Consider the following 17,675-nt stretch of genomic DNA (forward strand, 5'->3'; position numbering starts at 1 on the left):
CCTGCACTTCCCCCACGAGCCGGTACCGGGTGCGCTTCGAGACCGAGCACCCGTCGAGCGAACTTGGCCCCCACCAGGTTCGAGCGCCCCCATTACCACACAGTGCTCAGGTCACGAATGTAGCGCACACGGAGGCGGCGTGTCGGCCGGGTGCCGATTGTTAAGACGCCATCACCTTTTGGTCACCGGCCGGAATCCATCCCCCGGCGGGCCGCCGCAGCCACCCCTCCGCCTCGGCGAGCAGGCCCGCCGCCCGCCGCAGGGCCTCCAGCGCAGGGTGCACCAGCCCTTTCCGCCACACCAGGGAGACCGGCGACAGCGGCACCGGATCGACCAGGGGGCGCACCACCGTCGCGGGCATGGCCGGAAACTCCGTCACGGCGAGCACCGGGTGCCGCGTCTTGGCCATCAGCCGCTCGAACTCCTCCTCCCCCACCGCCAGCGGGGCGGGCGGCGCGGTCACGATGCCGCGCCCCTCGAAGAGCAGCCGGGCGAGGTCCGTCCACTCCGGGGTACGGGGGTTGCCGGCCCCCGCGTACACGGTCTCGCCTGCGAGCGCGGCCAGCGGCACCTCGGGCAGCGCCGCCAGCGGGTGCTCCTCGGGCAGGACCAGTGCCATGGGCTCGTAGCGGACGGGCTGCTGCTCCAGGCCCGCGCGCAGGGCCGGTGCCAGTCCGGCGTACCGTCCGAACGACGCGTCGAGGCGGCCCGCGAGCACCTCCGACGCCGCCCAGGTCAGGCCGGACTCGTAACGGGCCATCAGCTCCAGCTCCGGGGCGAGCGCACGGGCCCGGTGCAGGACCCGGCGGCCGGTCGCGAGGCCGGGCGAGTTGAGGTCGACGAGCAGGGGGCGGGCCTGCCCGAAGGCGGCGAGCAGGTCGTCCTGCGCCTGGAGGACGCGGCGCGCGTACGGCAGCAGCCGCTCGCCGTCGGCGGTCAGCGTCACCTGCCGGGTGGAGCGGACGAACAGCTCGGCGCCCAGTTCGCGTTCGAGGCGCCGTACGTCCCGGCTGAGCGCCTGCTGGGCGAGGTACAGCCGGTTCGCGGCACGCGTGAAGTGCAACTCCTCGGCGACGGCGACGAAACCGCGCAGGAGGCGGGGGTCGAGGTGGCTCGGGGCGGGCATCCGGCGAATCTACAGCGCGGACCGACGACAGCTGATTGACAACGCCGGTGCGTGAATGCGGGCCGAGCAGGTGTTGGACCCCGCGGCGGGCCGGGCGCGACGGTGATCCCATGCCGCGTCACACGCCCTCTTCCTCCTCGTCCCCGTCCCGCGCGTCCGCCGCCCGTCCCGTCCTCATGACCGTCACCGGCGACAGCATCGTCGCCGCCGATCTGGGCCCCCGGGGCCGGGACCGCCCGCCGGGCCCGTACCGGCGCCTGCTCTCCGTACCCGGCGCGCGGGCGTTCACCGCCGGGAACCTCGTCGCCCGGCTCCCGCAGGGCATGTTCAGTGTCAGCGCGGTGGTGATGATCGCCGGAACCCGTGGCTCGTACGCCCTGGCCGGTGCCGTCGTCGCCACCGGTCTCGCCGCGACGGCGGTGGTCGCCCCGCTCACGGCGCGGCTCGTCGACCGCCACGGACAGGCCCGGGTCGCGGTGCCCGCCACGGTGATCGCCGTCCTCGGCTCCCTCGCCCTGCTGCTGTGCGTGCGGCAGGGGGCACCGGACTGGACGCTGTTCGCCGCGTACGCCGCCACCGCCACGACCCCGAACACCGGCGGCATGGCCCGCGCCCGCTGGAACCACCTGCTGCGCGGCGACCCCGCCGCCCTGCACACGGCCAACTCCTTCGAGCAGGCCGCCGACGAGCTGTGCTACATGCTCGGCCCGGTGGTGGCGGCCTTCCTGTGCGGGACGTTCTTCCCGGAGGCCGGCACGCTCGTCGCCGCGACGCTGCTGATGAGCGGGATGCTGCTGTTCACCGCCCAGCGTTCCACCGAGCCGCCGGCGCTGCCGCGCTCGTCCGCGAAGGCACCGCTGCGCGCGCCGGGCGTACCGCCGCTGCTGGTGGTGTGCCTGGCGACGGGCGCGGTCTTCGGGTCGCTGGAGGTGGTCACGATCGCGTTCGCGGACGAGCGGGGCCACCGCGCGGCGGCCGGTGCGGTACTGGCGCTCCAGGCGGCCGGTTCGTGCGCGGCCGGGCTGCTCTTCGGCACGCTGAGGCCGGCGGTGCCCGCCCGCGTCCTGCTGCCGTGGTGCGTGGCGGCGATGACGGCGCTGATGACGCTGCCGCTGTTCGCGGCGGCCGGTACCGGATCGCTGCCGCTGCTGGCGGGCACACTGCTGCTCGCCGGGATGGCGACCGCCCCGACGATGGTCACGACGATGACGCTGGTCCAGCAGCGCACGCCCGAGGGCCGCCTCAACGAGGGCATGACCCTGGCGGTGACCGGCCTGCTCGGCGGCATCGCCTGCGGCAGCGCGGCCGGCGGCTGGACGGTGGAGCACGTCTCCCCCGCGGCCGGCTACGGCGTCCCGGTCACGGCCGCCGCGGTGGCCCTGCTCCTCGCGCTGGTCACCCGTACCGCCGCGGGCGCCGGCTCCCGTCGGCACCGCCCGCCCCATTGACGGCCCCGCTCCCCGCGCCTACCTTCCTGCGTCGAAGCGCTTCGACGCACCACGACGCGCTACGACGCTCTTGGGAAAAGCGGCGGCGGCGCCGCGCGAGGTGAGGAGAGCCGACCATGCCGACACCGCGCTGATGGCCACGATCACCGACGTGGCCCGTCGTGCCGGGGTCTCCCCGAGCACCGTGTCGTACGCCCTGAGCGGCAAACGCCCGATCTCCGCGGGGACCCGGCGGCGGGTCGAGGAGGCCGTGCGGGAGCTGGGGTACCGGCCGTACGCCGGAGGCCCGTCCCGGGTGCTGGGCCTGCTGCTGCCGCCGCGCGAGGGCATGCGGGCGCCGGCCGCGCTGGAGTGCGCCGCGTCGGTCGTGACCACCGCCCGTGCGCACGGCCACGACGTGCTGCTGCTCACCGGGGAGGACGGCGGGCGGGCCCCGCACCCGTTGCCCGAGGCGCTGATCGTGATGGCGGCGGAGCCGCGCGGCCCGCTTCCGCCGCCGCTGCGCGGCAGGCCCGCCGTGCTGATCGGAGTACCCGCCGAGCCGCGCGGGGCGGCCTGCGTCGACCTCGACTTCCTGGCGGCCGGTGAGCGGTGTGCCGAACTGCTGGCGCGGCTCGGGCACCGGACGGTGGCGCTGGTCGGGGCGGAACCGGAGGCGTACGTCCGGCGGACCACGTCCGCGCACCGGGTGGTGCGCGGGTTCACCGCGGCCGCCGGGCGGGCGGGGCTGGTCCACTCCGTGCACCCGGGCGCCCGCGATCCGCGCGCCGCGCGGGAGACCGCCGAGCGGCTGCTGCGTCTGCGCCCGGTGCCGACCGGCGTGGTCGTGCACAACGAGCCGCTGCTGGGGCCGCTGGTCGACGCCTTCACCGCGCTCGGACTGCGGGTGCCCGGCGATCTCTCCGTGACCGCGATCTGCCGGGACGGGGCGGCCCTGGCGGCGCGCGTCCCGGTCTCCTCGGTGCCGGTGCCGTCCGCCGCGCTGGGCGCGCGCGCCGTGGAGCTGGCGGTGCGGTCCCTGGCCGGCGCCACCGTGCCGAGCACGACGCTGCTCCCGGCCCGTCTGACGGAACGGGCGAGCACGGCCGCACCGGCGTGAGGACCCGATGACGTACGCACGGACATGACGAAGGCCCCGCCGCTCTCGCGACGGGGCCTGACGCCCACATGGGAATTGTGGAGATGGCGGGAATCGAACCCGCGTCCAACGGTGCGGAACCAGGGCTTCTCCGTGCGCAGTTCGCTGTGATTTTCTCGGCCCCGGCGATCACGCGAACAAGTCGCCGACGGGCCCAGTCACTGTTTGGTTTCCCTCTTCACCCCGTGACCGGGATCAAGGTTTAGTCCCCTAGCTGATGCCAGGATCCGGGTCGGGAACAGCCCCGGGCTGACACTCCCTGTATAGGAGGCTCGCGATCGCTACCTGAGATCAGGCAGCGAGGGCGAAGGCCTGCTGGGAGGAATCGCGCTTGGTGTTGGCGATTATTTTTTTCGGCCTGTGGTTTACGAGATCATGGCCGCTTCCTCGACACGCTTCCCCTGCCTCGACAGCCGCTGTCGAAACCGATCATCCCCATGTTGTGTTTTCAAAAGGCCGCGCCCGCTGTGGGACGCGAGTGCCATCGTACGTGACCAACGCACGACCGTGCCAGCCTATTCCCCGCGCTCCGGCGGGGTCAGCCGCGCTCGCGCCGCTTGATCGCCGAGATGGTCCGCTCCGCCTCGCGCTTGTCCTGCTTCTCGCGGAGCGTCTGCCGCTTGTCGAACTCCTTCTTGCCGCGCGCGAGCGCGATCTCCGCCTTGGCGCGGCCGTCCTTGAAGTACAGGGCGAGCGGCACGATGGTGTGGCCGGTCTCCTGCGACTTCGCCTCCAGCTTGTCGATCTCCTCGCGGTGCAGGAGCAGCTTGCGCTTGCGGCGCGCGGAGTGGTTGGTCCAGCTGCCCTGGTGGTACTCCGGGATGTGGGCGTTGTGCAGCCACGCCTCGCCGCCGTCGATCTGGACGAAGCCGTCGGCCAGCGAGGTCCGTCCCTCGCGCAGCGACTTGACCTCGGTGCCGGTGAGCACGAGACCGGCCTCGTAGGTGTCGATGATCGCGTAGTCGTGCCGGGCCTTCTTGTTCTGGGCGACGATGCGGCGCTTGCCGCCCTTCTCGCCGTCCCGGCCCTTGACGGACCCGCCGCCCTGCTTGGGCTGGGACTCCTTGGGTACGTACATTCCCTTGCTCATAGTGCCGACCATTTTCGCACTACGGACGGGGTACGGAGAAGCCGATTACGCCCCGGGCGCGAAGATCACGGGTCCTGGGACGCGTCCTGGTCGCCGAGTCCCTCCAGCACCGACTCGGCGGCGTCCAGGGCCGTCGGCAGGGCCGGGTCGGTCTCCAGGTCCGGGGTGATGCCGGTGCCGTCGACGCCGCGCCCGGACGGGGTGCGGTAGTGGCCGACGGTCAGCTCCGCCACCGAGCCGCCGGGCAGCCGGCTGGGCATCTGGACGGAGCCCTTGCCGAAGGTGCGGGAACCCACGACGACCGCCCGGCCGCGGTCCTGGAGGGCGCCGGTGAGCAGTTCGGCCGCGCTCATCGTGCCGCCGTCCACGAGCGCGACCAGGGGTCTGCCGGAGTCGCCGCCGCCGCGCGCGTGCAGCGCCCGCTGGTCGCCGTCGACGTCGTACGTGGCGACGAGGCCGCCGTCGAGGAAGGCGGAGGCCGCGGTGACCGCCTCGGTGACCAGGCCGCCGGAGTTGCCGCGCAGGTCGAGGACGATGCCCCGGCCCGACGGGACCTCCCGGGCCGCGGCGCGGACCTGTTCGCCGACGCCCTTGGTGAAGGAGGTGATCCGGACGACGGCGGTGCCGCCCGGCAGGCGGCGCACGGTCACCGGCTGGGTGGAGAGACTGGCCCGCCGTACGGTCTCGCTCCACGCGCGCGTGCCGCGCTCCAGGCCGAGCCGGACGGTGGTGCCGGCGGGCGCGTCGGTGGCGTCGCCGCGCAGCAGGGAGACGACCTCGGTGACGGGCCGGCCGTCGACCTCCTCGCCGTCGACGCTGCGCAGCCGGTCGCCCGCGCGGATGCCGGCGTCCGCGGCGGGCGAGCCGGAGCGGACCTTCGACACCTCGATGGAGCCGTCGCGCTCCCGGCGCGCGGAGAGGCCGACGCCGGTGTAGCGGCCGTCGAGGGACTCCTCCAGCTCCTCGTACTCGCCCCGGGAGTAGACGGCGCCCCAGCGGTCGCCGCTGCGGCTGACGGCCCGTTCGGCGGCCTCCTCGGGGGACTTGCCGTCGGCCATGGCCTCGGCCGCCGCCCTGGCCACCTCGCGGGCCCCGCCGGCGGGGGCGGCCGAACGCGCCGCGTCCGGCGACGCGTTCCGGTCGGACTCCGGAAGCGTCCCGGTGGCCGCACCGGCCGCCAGGACTCCCGCGAACACCAAGGTCAGGGCGGCCCCGTGGCGAAGGCGGCGGGGCGGACAGAACAGGTCTCGGCCTGACATGCGGGTGAGTCTAGGACAACGCGAGAGGGCCGCACGGGCGCTTGCCCGTACGGCCCTCTTGGCGTGTGTCACACCTTCAGGTACTTGCGCAGCGCGAAGAACGCGGCCAACGCCGGCATCAGCACACTCGCCGCCAGGATCAGCGGCAGTTTGGTCAGGACGGCGTCCCAGCCCACGAAGTTGATGAGCTGCACCTTGTCGGCGAGCGCCATGCCGTGGTCGACCGTGAAGTACCGGCCGATGGTGAGGAACAGGCACGCCAGGGCACCGCCGATGAGGCCCGCGACGGCGGCCTCCATGATGAACGGCGCCTGGATGTAGAAGCCGGAGGCGCCGACCAGCCGCATGATGCCGGTCTCGCGGCGGCGGCTGAAGGCGGAGACGCGCACGGTGTTGACGATCAGCAGCAGGGCCACGATCAGCATCAGCAGCATGAGGGCGAGCGCCGCGCGGTTCATCAGGTTCAGCAGCTCGAAGAGGCTGTCCAGGATGCCCTTCTGGTCCTGCACGGACTGCACGCCGTCCCGCCCGTCGAAGGCGGTCGCGATGACCTGGTACTTCTCCGGGTCCTTCAGCTTGATGCGGTACGACTCCTGCATCTGGTCCGGCGTCAGGGAGCTGGCCAGCGGCGAGTCGCCGAACTGCTCCTTGTAGTGCTTGTACGCCTCGTCCTGCGACTCGTAGGTGACGTCCTGGACGACCGACATCTCGTCGAGGTCGGAGAGGATCTGCTTCTTCTGGTCCTCGGTCACCGCGCCCTTGGCGCAGTTGGGGTCGGACTCGGCGTCGCTCTTGTTGCAGAGGAAGACCGAGACGTTGACCTTGTCGTACCAGTAGCCCTTCATGTTGCTGACCTGGTCGCTCATCAGCAGCGAACCGCCGAAGAGGGCCAGGGAGAGGGCGACGGAGACGATGACCGCGAAGGTCATCGTGAGGTTGCGGCGGAGACCGACACCGATCTCCGAGAGGACGAACTGGGCGCGCATGGCGTCTGATCAAGCCTTTCCGTGGATACCGGGCGTGCGGCGGTCTCAGTGCTGGTAGCCGTAGACACCGCGCGCCTGGTCGCGGACGAGGCGCCCCTTCTCCAGCTCGATGACGCGCTTGCGCATCTGGTCCACGATGTTCTGGTCGTGCGTCGCCATGATCACGGTGGTGCCCGTCCGGTTGATGCGGTCGAGCAGCTTCATGATGCCGACGGAGGTCTGCGGGTCGAGGTTGCCGGTGGGCTCGTCCGCGATGAGCAGCTTCGGCCGGTTGACGAAGGCCCGCGCGATGGCGACGCGCTGCTGCTCACCGCCGGACAGCTCGCCCGGCATCCGGTCCTCCTTGCCGCCGAGCCCGACGAGGTCGAGCACCTGGGGCACGGACTTGCGGATCTCTCCACGGGACTTGCCGATGACCTCCTGGGCGAAGGCCACGTTCTCGGCGACCGTCTTGTTGGGCAGCAGGCGGAAGTCCTGGAAGACGGTGCCCAACTGGCGGCGCATGTGCGGCACCTTCCAGTTGGACAGGCGGGCCAGGTCCTTGCCCAGGACGTGCACCTGCCCGTGGCTCGCCCGCTCCTCGCGCAGCACCAGCCGCAGGAAGGTGGACTTACCGGAGCCGGAGGACCCCACCAGGAAGACGAACTCGCCCTTCTCGACCTCCAGGGAGACTTCCCTGAGGGCGGGCCGGTTCTGCTTGGGGTAGGCCTTGGAGACGTTGTCGAATCGGATCACGGATGCACCACGGGTAGCCGGGGGTAGATGAGCGTGACCATACGCGAAGTGGGTATGGGACCGCAGTCACCGGTCGGGGTTGCGTCATGGTTGCGGTTTATGTCCGGGCGCGGTCCGTACACCGTCCCCTCCGGGACCGGAAGCAGCGACGCGCGGAACCTGGCACAGTGGAAGGGGAACGTTCGCGGCGACGCGGGCGTTGAGAGCGTGGAAACCGGTGCAAGGAGGGCGAGCGCATGACGTACGACCGGTTGGTGTGCGCGAACTGCGCGGCGCCCGTGAGCGAGGGCCGGTGCCCGGTGTGCCGGGCCAACCGCGAGCGGCTGCAACAGGAGAGCTTCTTCTCGGGCCTCGGCGGCCTGAACCCGATGGCGCTGGTGGCGCTGCTCGCGGTGCTGGTGGCGGCGGTGGCCCTGCTGGCCCACCAGACCGCCTAGCGGCGCCCGCCGACCCGACGGGACGGCCGAGGGGCCCGGAGCGCCGTACGTACGCTCCGGGCCCCTCGGCCGTGAGATGTCGCGTACGGCGTCCCGTACGCGGCCGGTCACCGTCAGGCAGCGGCGCCCCGGCTGCCCATGAGACGCGGCAGCACGCGGAAGCCGACGCCGCCGGCGATCATCGTGGCGGCACCGATGATCAGGAAGGTGGTCTCCGCGGCACCGGTCTCGGCGAGCTCGTCGCCACTGCCCTGCGCGGTCTTGGCGGTCGTGTCGTCACCGGTGTCGGTGAGCGCGGAGGTGCCCGCCTCCTGGGCGGAGGCGCCACCGTCGGGGTTGGCGGCGTTGCCGCCGCCACCGTTGCCGCCGTTGTTGTTGCCGCCGCCGTTGCCGTTGCCGCCGCCGTTACCGGTGCCCTCGGTGGGGTCGGTGGTGCCGGGGTCCTCGGTCGGGTCGGTGGTGCCCGGGTCGGTCGGGTCCGTGGTACCCGGGTCCGTCGGGTCGGTGGTGCCCGGGTCCGTCGGGTCGGTCGGGATCGTGGGCTCGTCCGTCGGGTCCGTCGGGTCCGTGGTCGGGTCCGTCGGGATCTCGGTCGACGGGTCCGTCGGCTCGTCCCCGGTGACGCCGACGCCGACGCTGACGCCGAAATCGAGGGCCGAGGCGGCACCGGCGGCGGAGAGCGAGGCGCCGGCCGCGATCACAGCACCTGCCGCTATCCGTGCGACACGGATCCGCGTCTTCTTGGTCATATGGTTGCTACCCCCAGTAGCTGAATCGTCAGAGTGGCGGCGTTTCGGGGCCGTGATCGACGGGGGTAGCCGCACTGTGAAGCCCCCCGGTTCACATGCGCCCCAGAAACACGCATGCCGCGCATCACCATTCCCATTTTCAAAGGGAACGTCAAGGTCATTGCGTACGCGATGTCCGCTTACGGGGTGTATGCCGGGCACAATTACTGTGAGCGTAATGTAAAGGCAACCGCCACCCCTCGGGGCGGCGGTTGCCTTGTCGACAAAGCGGCGTGAACGCCGCGCCGTTACTTCTCCTGCTGCTTGCGCCAGCGGATCCCGGCCTCCAGGAAGCCGTCGATCTCGCCGTTGAAGACGGCCTCGGGGTTGCCCACCTCGAACTCGGTGCGCAGATCCTTGACCATCTGGTAGGGGTGCAGCACGTACGAACGCATCTGGTTGCCCCAGGAGTTGCCGCCGTCGCCCTTGAGGGCGTCCATCTTGGCCTGCTCCTCCTGGCGGCGCCGCTCCAGGAGCTTGGCCTGGAGGACGTTCATCGCGGTCGCCTTGTTCTGGATCTGCGAGCGCTCGTTCTGACAGGAGACGACGATGCCGGTGGGGAGGTGGGTCAGGCGCACCGCGGAGTCCGTGGTGTTCACGCCCTGGCCGCCGGGGCCGGAGGAGCGGTAGACGTCCACCCGCAGCTCGGACTCGTCGATCTCGATGTGGTCGGTCTGCTCGACCACGGGGAGGATCTCGACGCCCGCGAAGGAGGTCTGGCGACGGCCCTGGTTGTCGAAGGGCGAGATGCGCACCAGGCGGTGCGTGCCCTGCTCGACGGAGAGGTTGCCGTAGGCGTAGGGCACCTGCACGGCGAAGGTGGTCGACTTGATGCCGGCCTCCTCCGCGTAGGAGGTCTCGTAGATCTCCGTCTTGTAGCCGTGCTGCTCGGCCCAGCGCAGGTACATCCGCTGGAGCTTCTCGGCGAAGTCGGCGGCGTCGACGCCGCCCGCCTCGGCACGGATGTTGACCAGCGCCTCACGGGCGTCGTAGTCGCCCGAGAGGAGGGTGCGGACCTCCATCTCGTCCAGCGCCTTCCTGACGGAGGCCAGCTCGGACTCGGCCTCGGCACGGGTGTCCGGGTCGTCCTCCTCCTCGGCCATCTCGAACAGCACGCCGAGATCGTCCAGCCGGCCGCGCAGGTTCTCCGCCTTGCGCACCTCGGCCTGGAGGTGGGACAGCTTGCTGGTGATCTTCTGCGCTTCGTCCGGGTTGTCCCACAGGGACGGCGCGGCCGCCTGCTCCTCGAGCACGGCGATGTCTGCCCTCAACTTGTCGAGGTCCAGAACGGCCTCGATCGACTCCATGGTCGAGGAGAGGGACTTGAGCTCTTCGGATACGTCGACGACTGCCACGCCTCCAGCGTAACGGCTCCGCCAAGCGGTCCACGCCGGGCCGGGCCCGGCGCGGGGTGGGCGGCCTCACGGCCGGGCGGGCGCGGTGTTCCGTGTGTCCCGCGGGCCCGCGTCGGAATCGTCACCGGACGTGGCCAGCCAGGTACCGACGCCGACCGCGGCCAGCAGCACCGCGGTGCCCGCGCCGAGCGCGACGCGGCGGCGCCTGGCGACGGCCCTGTTGCGGGCCGATCCGGGCCGGGGGGTGCCCGCCGCGCGCGGGGCGCGGGCGGTGCCGTGGGCGGGTCCGGCCAGCTCGTCGGGGGCGGGGACGCGCATCGAGGTGTGGGTGTCCCGGTTGGAGCCGGCCGGCTTGGCGCCGGGCACCAGCGGGACCGCGCCCCGGCGCCGGATCTCGTCGGCGGCGCGGGCGGGGCCGTCGGACGGCTCGTGGCCGGGGTCGGCCGCGCCCTCGGGGTCCTCGGGCTGGTCGCCGCCGGACTCGTCCACGTCCAGCGGCGGCATGCCGGCCACCAGGGGCAGCAGCTCACGCAGCCGGCCGCCCAGCTCGGAGGCGCGCAGCCGGGAGGCCGGGGCCTTGGCCAGGCACTGCACGAGGAGCTGCCACAGCTCGTCGGGGATGCCGGGCAGCGGGACGACGGTCTCCGTGACGTGGCGGCGCAGCACGGCGCCGGGGTGACCGCCGCCGAACGGCGTGAAGCCGGCCAGCAGCTCGTACAGGACGGTGGCCAGGGCGTAGATGTCCACGGAGGCGCGCGGCGGCAGCCCCTCGACGATCTCCGGGGCGAGGTAGTCGGGGGTACCGATGATCTTCGTGGCGCGGGTGCGGCGCGGGGTGTCGATGAGTTTGGCCACACCGAAGTCCGTCAGCAGCGCCCGGTGCGAGCCGCCGGGGCCGAGCGCGCCCTCCATGTCCAGCAGTATGTTCTCCGGCTTGACGTCGCGGTGGACGACGCCGGCGGCGTGCGCGGCGGCCAGTCCGTCGGCGATGTCGGCGACGATCGCGACGGCGGCCTCGGGCGGCAGGCGCCGCTCGCGGTCCAGCCGGGTGCGCAGGTCGGTGCCGCGGACCAGGTCCATGACGAGGGCCAGGTCGTTGCCGTCGACCACGAGGTCACGCACGGAGACGACGTTGGGGTGTTCGAGTCCGAGGAGGGCGGTGCGCTCCTGCACGAAGCGTCCGACCAGCTCCTGGTCGGACGCGAGGTCCTCGCGCAGCAGCTTGATCGCGACGGGGCCCTCGGGCCCCTCGCCCAGCCACACCGTGCCGGCGCTGCCCCGCCCGAGGATCTGATGGGCGGTGTACCGGCTGCCGATCTTCCGTGCCAAGACTGCTCCTACCGACGCGTGTTGCCGACAAAGCTACGCGCCGGAGGAGCCGGCCTTCACCACCGAGGCGGAAATCACCCGCGGGATGTCGACATATCTACGGACCCGCCGTTCCCGCGCGTCGCGCGGTGGTTCAGTTGGTGCCGCTGTCGCTGCCGCCGCCCAGGTCGGAGATCCATCGCGTGGCGTCGCCGACCCAGTCGCTGATCTGCTCCCAGTAGCCCTTGCCCGTGCCGATCCAGCCCTGGAGGGGGCTCAGCTCCCAGATCAGCCAGCCGGCCACGAACAGCACGACGATCGTCACCAGGCAGCCCTTGAGGCAGCCGAGGCCGGGGATGCGCATCGGGTTGGCGCTGCGCTGCCGCGGCGGGCGCGGCTCGCGCCGGGGCCGCTGCGGCTCGGGGGCGGGCGGCGGGGCGTACCGCTGCGGCTGGTGCTGCGGCTGCTGCTGCGGCTGGGGGGTGGCGTACCGCTGCTGCTGCTGTTGCTGCGGGTAGCCGTAGCCCTGCGGGGGCTGCTGAGGGCCGCGCGGCGCCTGGCGGGGCTGCTGCTGCGGACGGGAGACCTGGCGCTGCGGGCGGCGGCGCAGCGGGTCCTCGTTCGGGTCGAGGTACTGGACCTGCGTCTGCTCGTTGCGGTCGCGGGCGGCGCGCAGCTGGTTCTGCCAGGGGTGCGGGTCGTCCGGGTCGCCGCCCTGGCCACCGGGCTGCCCCGGCGGTACGGGGGGCATGACGGCGGTCGGGTCGGGCGCGCCGCCCTGGCCGCCGGTGTGCGGGAGCACGGTGGTGGGGTCGGCGGCACCGGTCGGGCCGCCGGTGTGCGGCAGGACGCTGGTGGCGGCGTTGGGGTCGTACGCGCCCGCCGGGTTCTGCTGGTTCTGCGCGTTGTGCGGCAGGACCTGGGTGGGGTCGGCGGCGCCGGGCGCGTCCGGTACGGGGGCCGGGGACGGGGCGGGCGCGAGCAGCGCGCCGACGCCCTCGGCGGCGCCGATCTGCGCGGAGTTCGCGTGCACGCCGATGCCCGCGGCGACGACGCGCAGGCCGCGCGCGAGGTTCTCGGCGCCGGGGCGTTCGTCGGGGTTCTTGCGCAGGCAGCGCTCGATGACCGTCCACAGCGGGTCGGGAACGGTGGAGGGGCGGCGCGGCTCGGCGCTCAGGTGCTGGTGGAGGACTTCCAGCGCGGAACCGCCGGAGAACGGCGGGCGGCCGGTGACCAGCTCGTAGAGGAGGATGCCCGCGCCGTAGACGTCGACGGCGGAGGTCTGCGGGCGGCCCTCGGCGGACTCCGGCGCGACGTACGCGGGCGTGCCGACGAACTCGTGGGTGCGGGTGAGGCCGGGCGAGTCGGCGAGGCGGGCGATGCCGAAGTCGGTCAGCATCGGGTGCATCTCGCCGCCGTCCTGCTTGAGCAGCACGTTGGCCGGCTTCAGGTCGCGGTGGACGACGCCGTCGGCGTGGCTCGCGGCGAGGGCGTCGGCGATCTGCGCGGTGAGCAGGGCCGCGGCGACGGGGCTGAACGGCCCGTTCTCCCGCAGGTAGCGGTGCAGGTCGGGGCCGTCGACGAGGTCCATGACCAGCGCCAGCAGGTCACCCTCGACGACCAGGTCGCGGACCCGGACGATGTTGGGGTGGGTGAGCCGGAGCAGGACGGAGCGCTCCCGCAGGAAGCGCATCACGACGTCGGCGTCGTTGGCGAGCTCCTCCTTGAGGACCTTGATCGCAACGGTCTCGCCGGGCTGTCCGGGCACGGCCGCCTCGGCGCCCGCGGTCTCCCGCTGGCGGGCGCGCCAGACGGTGCCCGTGGCGCCGCGTCCGAGCGGTTCCTCCAGGAGGTACTTGCTGCCTACCGGCCGCACGTCATGCGCTCCCTGTCGCTTGCTGGCTGTTCCGACCCACTGTAGTGCCGAGGAGTACGCCGCCGGGCTGTCGTTCGGCTGTGGTTCCGCCGTGCCCGGGACGTTCCGGTTCCGGAACATGTTCGAGGAAAAGACGCGGGGCCCGGCCCCTTGGTTGCCGGTCCCGGACGTGACCGATCTCAAGCAGCAATCAAACGATCATCTTGATGTCACTGGTCAGGCATTTTTGAGGGCAGAGCCGACCAATCAAGATCATTTGACAGCGGGCGGCAGGCGCGTTGTCAGTGGCAGGTGCGAGGATGCGTGCAGTACTGGCCGACGTGCTCGTGCGGCGGGTGGGGGAAGTCTGCGGTGGGGGACCGCGGGGCGGCTCCGTCCCACGCCCGCGCGGGCGCCCGCGCAGAAGGGACCGCTGACGGCTATGCAGATCCGGCTGACCGTCGTAGACCCGCTGGGCCCGTCCTCCCCTTCGGCACCGGGCGGCGCCGTGCGCTGCGACGTGCTGGTCACGGCACCCGCCGGCACCGCCCTCGCCACGGTGGCGCCGGCCCTGGCCTCGGCGGTCCCGGGCGGTGACGGCCCCGGCTCCGGTTCCGTGGTGCTGTACGCGGGTGAGCGGCGCCTCGACGCCCAGCGCTGCACGCTGGGCGAGCCGCCGCTGATCGACGGAGCGGTGCTGTTCCTGGGCGCCCCGGGCGATCCCGACCCGCATCCCGAGTCGTCCGACACCCCGACCCAGCTGCACGTCGTCGCGGGCCCCGACGCGGGCGGCGTCCACCTGCTGCACGGCGGCCAGGTCCACATCGGCCGCTCCGCCGACGCCGACGTCGCGCTCGACGACCCGGACGTCTCCCGGGTGCACTGCGCGGTGACCGTCGCGACCGACGGCCGGGTCGCGGTCGCCGACCTCGGCTCCACCAACGGCACGACGCTGGACGGCACGCGCGTGGGCGAGCGCGCGGTGCGGTTTCCGCCGGGGGCGCTGCTGCGGATCGGCGAGTCGGCCCTGCGTCTGGTCCCGGCCCGCACCGCGCCGACCCGGGTGGAGACCGCGCCCGACGGCGAAGGGCATGTGCGGGTGTCGTTGGGGGCGCCCGGGGCGGACGGTGCGGACGGTGCGGACGGTGTCCGTTCGGGTTCCGGTGGCGCGGGTGCGGGCGAGTCGCCCGCGTCTCCCGCGCACGCGCGCGGGGGTGACAGTGACACTCACGCGCGCGTGAGTGACCGTCACGGCGATCCGGTGCCGGCGGAGGGTCTCCGGCCCTCCGCCGGCACCCGGCGCCCGGCTTCCCGACGCCGGGTCTCCGAGGGACTGGTCCCGGGACAGACGTCCGGCCAGGTTTCCGGACAGGGTCCCGGGCAGGCGTCTGGCCATTGTCCCGGGCAGGTCCCTGGGCAGGGCGGCGCGCCGCGAATCGAGCGTCGTGACGGGGGTACGGCTGCGTATCCGGGTGGCGGGACGGGTTCGGGTTCCGGTCCGGGTGGTGGGGCGGGGGTCGGCCGGGGGGCCGGTGCGTCGGGTGAGCGGGCGGGCGGTAGGTGGTCTGCCGGGGCGGTTGGGTCGGCTGGGACGGCTGGGACGGCTCGGCCTGGTGGGACGGGTGGATCTGCCGGGGTGGATGGGCCTGCTGGGTCTGCCGGGACGGCGGGGTCCGGTGGGTCTGCCGGATCGGCCGGATCTTCTCGGGCCGCGGGGGCCGCGGGATCTGCGGGATCTGCGGGGTCCACAGGATCTGCGCGGTCCGCAGGGGCTGCGGGATTCGCGGCCCCGTCGGGAACCGGTGCGGGGACGGCGGGGGTTCCGGACGGTCCAGGTCCAAGTTCTGGTCCAGGTCCAGGTTCTGGTCCAGGTCCTGGTTCCGGTTCCCGTGGGCGGGCGACGGGTGCCTCGGGGTACGACGGCCGGGCGGCACGCGGGTCCGGCGCTCAGGAGCACGACACCTACGGGGCCGGCTTCCCGGACGGCCAGGGGTCCGGCGCTCGGGCAACCGGTTCTCCGGGCGACCCGCGTCACGGAGACCCCGGAGCGACGGGGTCTGCGGATCTACCGCACCACGAGAGTCGCGGGAGGCGCGAGAGCCGGGCGGCCGGCACCTCGCATCACGCCGCCCGTACGACGGACTTCCCGGGAGCCGCAGGGTCCGGCGCCCGTTCGACGGACTTCCCGGGAGCCACAGGGTTCGGCACCCACGCGGCCGGCACTCCGGGCAGCGTGAGCTACGACGCCGGAGCGCCGGGATCCGCGAACGCGCCGGGCCACGGGAACCCGGCCACCGGTTCGGACGGCCCGGCCTACGACGCCCGCACGACGAACGTCCCGGACACCCCGGGCCACAGTGGCCGGACGTCCGGGTCCCGGGGCACCCCGGATCATGACGCCCGTACGACGGCCGACTTCCCGGGCGCCCCGAGTCACAGCAGCCGGCCCTTCGAGCCCCAGGGCAACCCGCCTCGCGACGCCCGTACGACCGACCGTCCGGACGCCCCGGGCCACGCCAGCCGGACGTCCGGGCCCCGGGCGGCCACCCCGGATGGCGACGCCCGCGCGGTGACTTCACCGGGCATCCCGGACTCCGGCCTCCACGGCACGAGCAGCCGGGGCTCCGCCCGTGGCACAGGCGCCCCGGGTTCCGGCGGTCAGGCGGTTGCCCCGGGCGCCCGAACCCCGGGGCCCACCGGGCCGGACTCCGCCCACAGGGCGACCGGCGCCGCGGAAGGTCACGGCCCTGGCGTCGGCGGCCCCGGCTCCCACGACACCCACGCCGGACGGCCCCACACCGCGTTCGCCGGTGACGGCACCACCCCCACCGGTGACGGCGATACCCGCACGCCCGCACGCGAGGACGCCGCCCGTCGGGGCACCGCCCCGCATGGGCACCCCGGGCACCCCGAACCCGGGTACGGCATGCCCGGTGGGCGGAAAGGCACGCCGCTGCGCGGCACCGACGTACCGCAGGGCGTGCGGCGGCGCGGCGGGCTCTCCGCCTGGGCGCGGCGGCTGACCGGCGGGCGCGGCGAGCAGCCGGTACCGGCCGGTGACCCGTACGACGACGAACCGTCGGCCGCCGCGCCCGCGCCCGTGGAGGCCGGCCCCTCGCCCGCGCCGGAGACCTGGCCGGACCCCGCCTCGCTGCTGCTGACGGCGCTGGGTCCGGGCCCGCGGCTGTGGGAGCGCGGCCCCTGGCACCCGGAGGCGCTCACCGTGCGGCTCGGCACGGCGGACCGGATGGCGCCGGGCGGCGCGGCCCCGCTGCCCGCGGTCCCGGTGACCGCCGGGCTGCGCGAGGCCGGCGCGCTCGGACTGGCCGGCCCGCGCGAGCGGCTGTCCGGCCTCGCCCGCGCCGTGCTGGCCCAGCTCGCCGCCCTGCACTCCCCGGACACGCTGGAGATCGTGCTGATCAGCGCGGACCGCACGCGTCCGCTGCCGGAGCGCACCGCCGAGTGGTCCTGGCTCGGCTGGCTGCCGCACCTGCGGCCGGGCCACGGCCAGGACTGCCGGCTGCTGCTGGCCCACGACCGCGACCAGGCCGCGGCCCGCACCCAGGAGCTGGTGCGCCGGCTGGACGACCACCTGGCGGACGCCGGGACCGGGCGGCACCCCGCACCGGCCCCGTACCCGGCGGACACCTCCGCCCGACGCCCCTCCCCCTCCTGGGCCCGCACACCCGAAGCAGACGGACGGGACGGCGGGGACGGACGGGGCGCGCCGGGGCTCGACCCCGCCGGTCCCCTCACCGTCCTCGTCGTCGACGGCGACCTTCCCGGGGCCGACCTCCGCGCCGCCGTCACCCGCCTCGCGACGGACGGCCCGCGGGCCGGCGTGCACGTCGTGTGTCTCGCCGAGACACCCGCCGCCTCCCCCGCGTCACCGGTGACGGAGACCTACGAGGCGGCCTGCGCGGTGGCGCCGGTGTTCCGGCACTGCGGTGCCGTCGCGCTGCTCAGCGGGGACGTCGCCACGACGCTGCGACTGCTGCGGGTCGCGCCCGAGGGCGCCGCCCCCGCGGGCCCGGTCGGCCACGGCACCCTCGGCACGGTGGACGCGGTCTCGGCGCCGTGGGCCGAACGGTTCGCGCGGGCGCTCGCGCCGCTGCGGCCCGAGGGCACCGGCGAGCGGCACGCGCGCGTG

The 17,675-nt window shown here is 73.8% G+C and carries 12 protein-coding genes, 1 other RNA gene and 2 pseudogenes; 5 read left to right on the forward strand and 10 right to left on the reverse strand.

The genetic code is table 11. The features are described 5' to 3' along the window. Window positions 1-160 precede the first annotated feature (160 nt). Window positions 161-1,126 carry a LysR family transcriptional regulator gene (locus tag UW392_RS51285; protein ID WP_320782305.1) on the reverse strand — a complete coding sequence of 322 codons (966 nt, stop codon included), beginning with the start codon at window positions 1,124-1,126 and terminating at the stop codon, window positions 161-163. A 110-nt stretch (window positions 1,127-1,236) separates the two neighbouring features. Here UW392_RS51285 and UW392_RS51290 point away from each other — a divergent pair, with 110 nt between their 5' ends. Together UW392_RS51290 and UW392_RS51295 are read left to right on the forward strand one after the other, a co-directional pair. Next, a complete protein-coding gene (locus UW392_RS51290; protein ID WP_320782306.1) occupies window positions 1,237-2,574 on the forward strand; it encodes an MFS transporter in 1,338 nt (445 codons plus the stop codon). A 133-nt stretch (window positions 2,575-2,707) separates the two neighbouring features. Next, entirely contained in the window at window positions 2,708-3,673 is a 966-nt protein-coding gene (locus UW392_RS51295; RefSeq protein WP_320782307.1) for a LacI family DNA-binding transcriptional regulator, read from the forward strand. 75 nt (window positions 3,674-3,748) lie between these two features. On the opposite strand, the gene ssrA is transcribed toward UW392_RS51295, so the two are convergent. The 5 genes from ssrA to ftsE all read right to left on the reverse strand — a co-directional run bounded on the left by ssrA (window position 3,749) and on the right by ftsE (window position 7,782). Next, window positions 3,749-4,149: a transfer-messenger RNA gene (gene ssrA / locus UW392_RS51300) on the reverse strand. Window positions 4,150-4,250: 101 nt separating this feature from the next. Continuing rightward, window positions 4,251-4,790, reverse strand: a complete 540-nt coding sequence (gene smpB / locus UW392_RS51305; RefSeq protein ID WP_320782323.1) for an SsrA-binding protein SmpB — start codon at window positions 4,788-4,790, stop codon at window positions 4,251-4,253. Window positions 4,791-4,867: 77 nt separating this feature from the next. Next, window positions 4,868-6,061: a S41 family peptidase gene (locus tag UW392_RS51310; RefSeq protein WP_320782308.1), complete on the reverse strand. Its 1,194-nt coding sequence runs from the start codon at window positions 6,059-6,061 to the stop codon at window positions 4,868-4,870. Window positions 6,062-6,129: 68 nt separating this feature from the next. Beyond that, window positions 6,130-7,047, reverse strand: a complete 918-nt coding sequence (gene ftsX, locus UW392_RS51315) for a permease-like cell division protein FtsX (protein ID WP_320782309.1) — start codon at window positions 7,045-7,047, stop codon at window positions 6,130-6,132. Window positions 7,048-7,092: 45 nt separating this feature from the next. Further along, window positions 7,093-7,782, reverse strand: a complete 690-nt coding sequence (gene ftsE / locus UW392_RS51320) for a cell division ATP-binding protein FtsE (protein WP_320782310.1) — start codon at window positions 7,780-7,782, stop codon at window positions 7,093-7,095. A 236-nt stretch (window positions 7,783-8,018) separates the two neighbouring features. Between ftsE and UW392_RS51325 the strand changes: the two genes are divergently transcribed. Beyond that, entirely contained in the window at window positions 8,019-8,219 is a 201-nt protein-coding gene (locus UW392_RS51325) for a hypothetical protein (protein ID WP_320782311.1), read from the forward strand. A gap of 113 nt (window positions 8,220-8,332) precedes the next feature. Here UW392_RS51325 and UW392_RS51330 read toward each other — a convergent pair whose 3' ends face one another. The 4 genes from UW392_RS51330 to UW392_RS51345 form a co-directional block, all read right to left on the reverse strand. Next, window positions 8,333-8,968, reverse strand: a complete 636-nt coding sequence (locus UW392_RS51330) for a hypothetical protein (RefSeq protein WP_320782312.1) — start codon at window positions 8,966-8,968, stop codon at window positions 8,333-8,335. 287 nt (window positions 8,969-9,255) lie between these two features. Next, window positions 9,256-10,362, reverse strand: a complete 1,107-nt coding sequence (gene prfB, locus UW392_RS51335; RefSeq protein ID WP_320782313.1) for a peptide chain release factor 2 — start codon at window positions 10,360-10,362, stop codon at window positions 9,256-9,258. Between the two features lie 66 nt (window positions 10,363-10,428). Continuing rightward, window positions 10,429-11,691: a serine/threonine-protein kinase gene (locus tag UW392_RS51340; protein ID WP_320782314.1), complete on the reverse strand. Its 1,263-nt coding sequence runs from the start codon at window positions 11,689-11,691 to the stop codon at window positions 10,429-10,431. A gap of 133 nt (window positions 11,692-11,824) precedes the next feature. After that, a complete protein-coding gene (locus UW392_RS51345) occupies window positions 11,825-13,546 on the reverse strand; it encodes a serine/threonine-protein kinase (protein WP_320782315.1) in 1,722 nt (573 codons plus the stop codon). A 421-nt stretch (window positions 13,547-13,967) separates the two neighbouring features. Here UW392_RS51345 and UW392_RS67180 point away from each other — a divergent pair. After that, a pseudogene (locus tag UW392_RS67180) lies at window positions 13,968-15,098 on the forward strand (FHA domain-containing protein); the annotation flags it as partial. A 906-nt stretch (window positions 15,099-16,004) separates the two neighbouring features. Continuing rightward, window positions 16,005-17,675: pseudogene (locus tag UW392_RS51355) on the forward strand (hypothetical protein); the annotation flags it as partial.

Source organism: Streptomyces sp. CRN 30, from assembly GCF_034105845.1.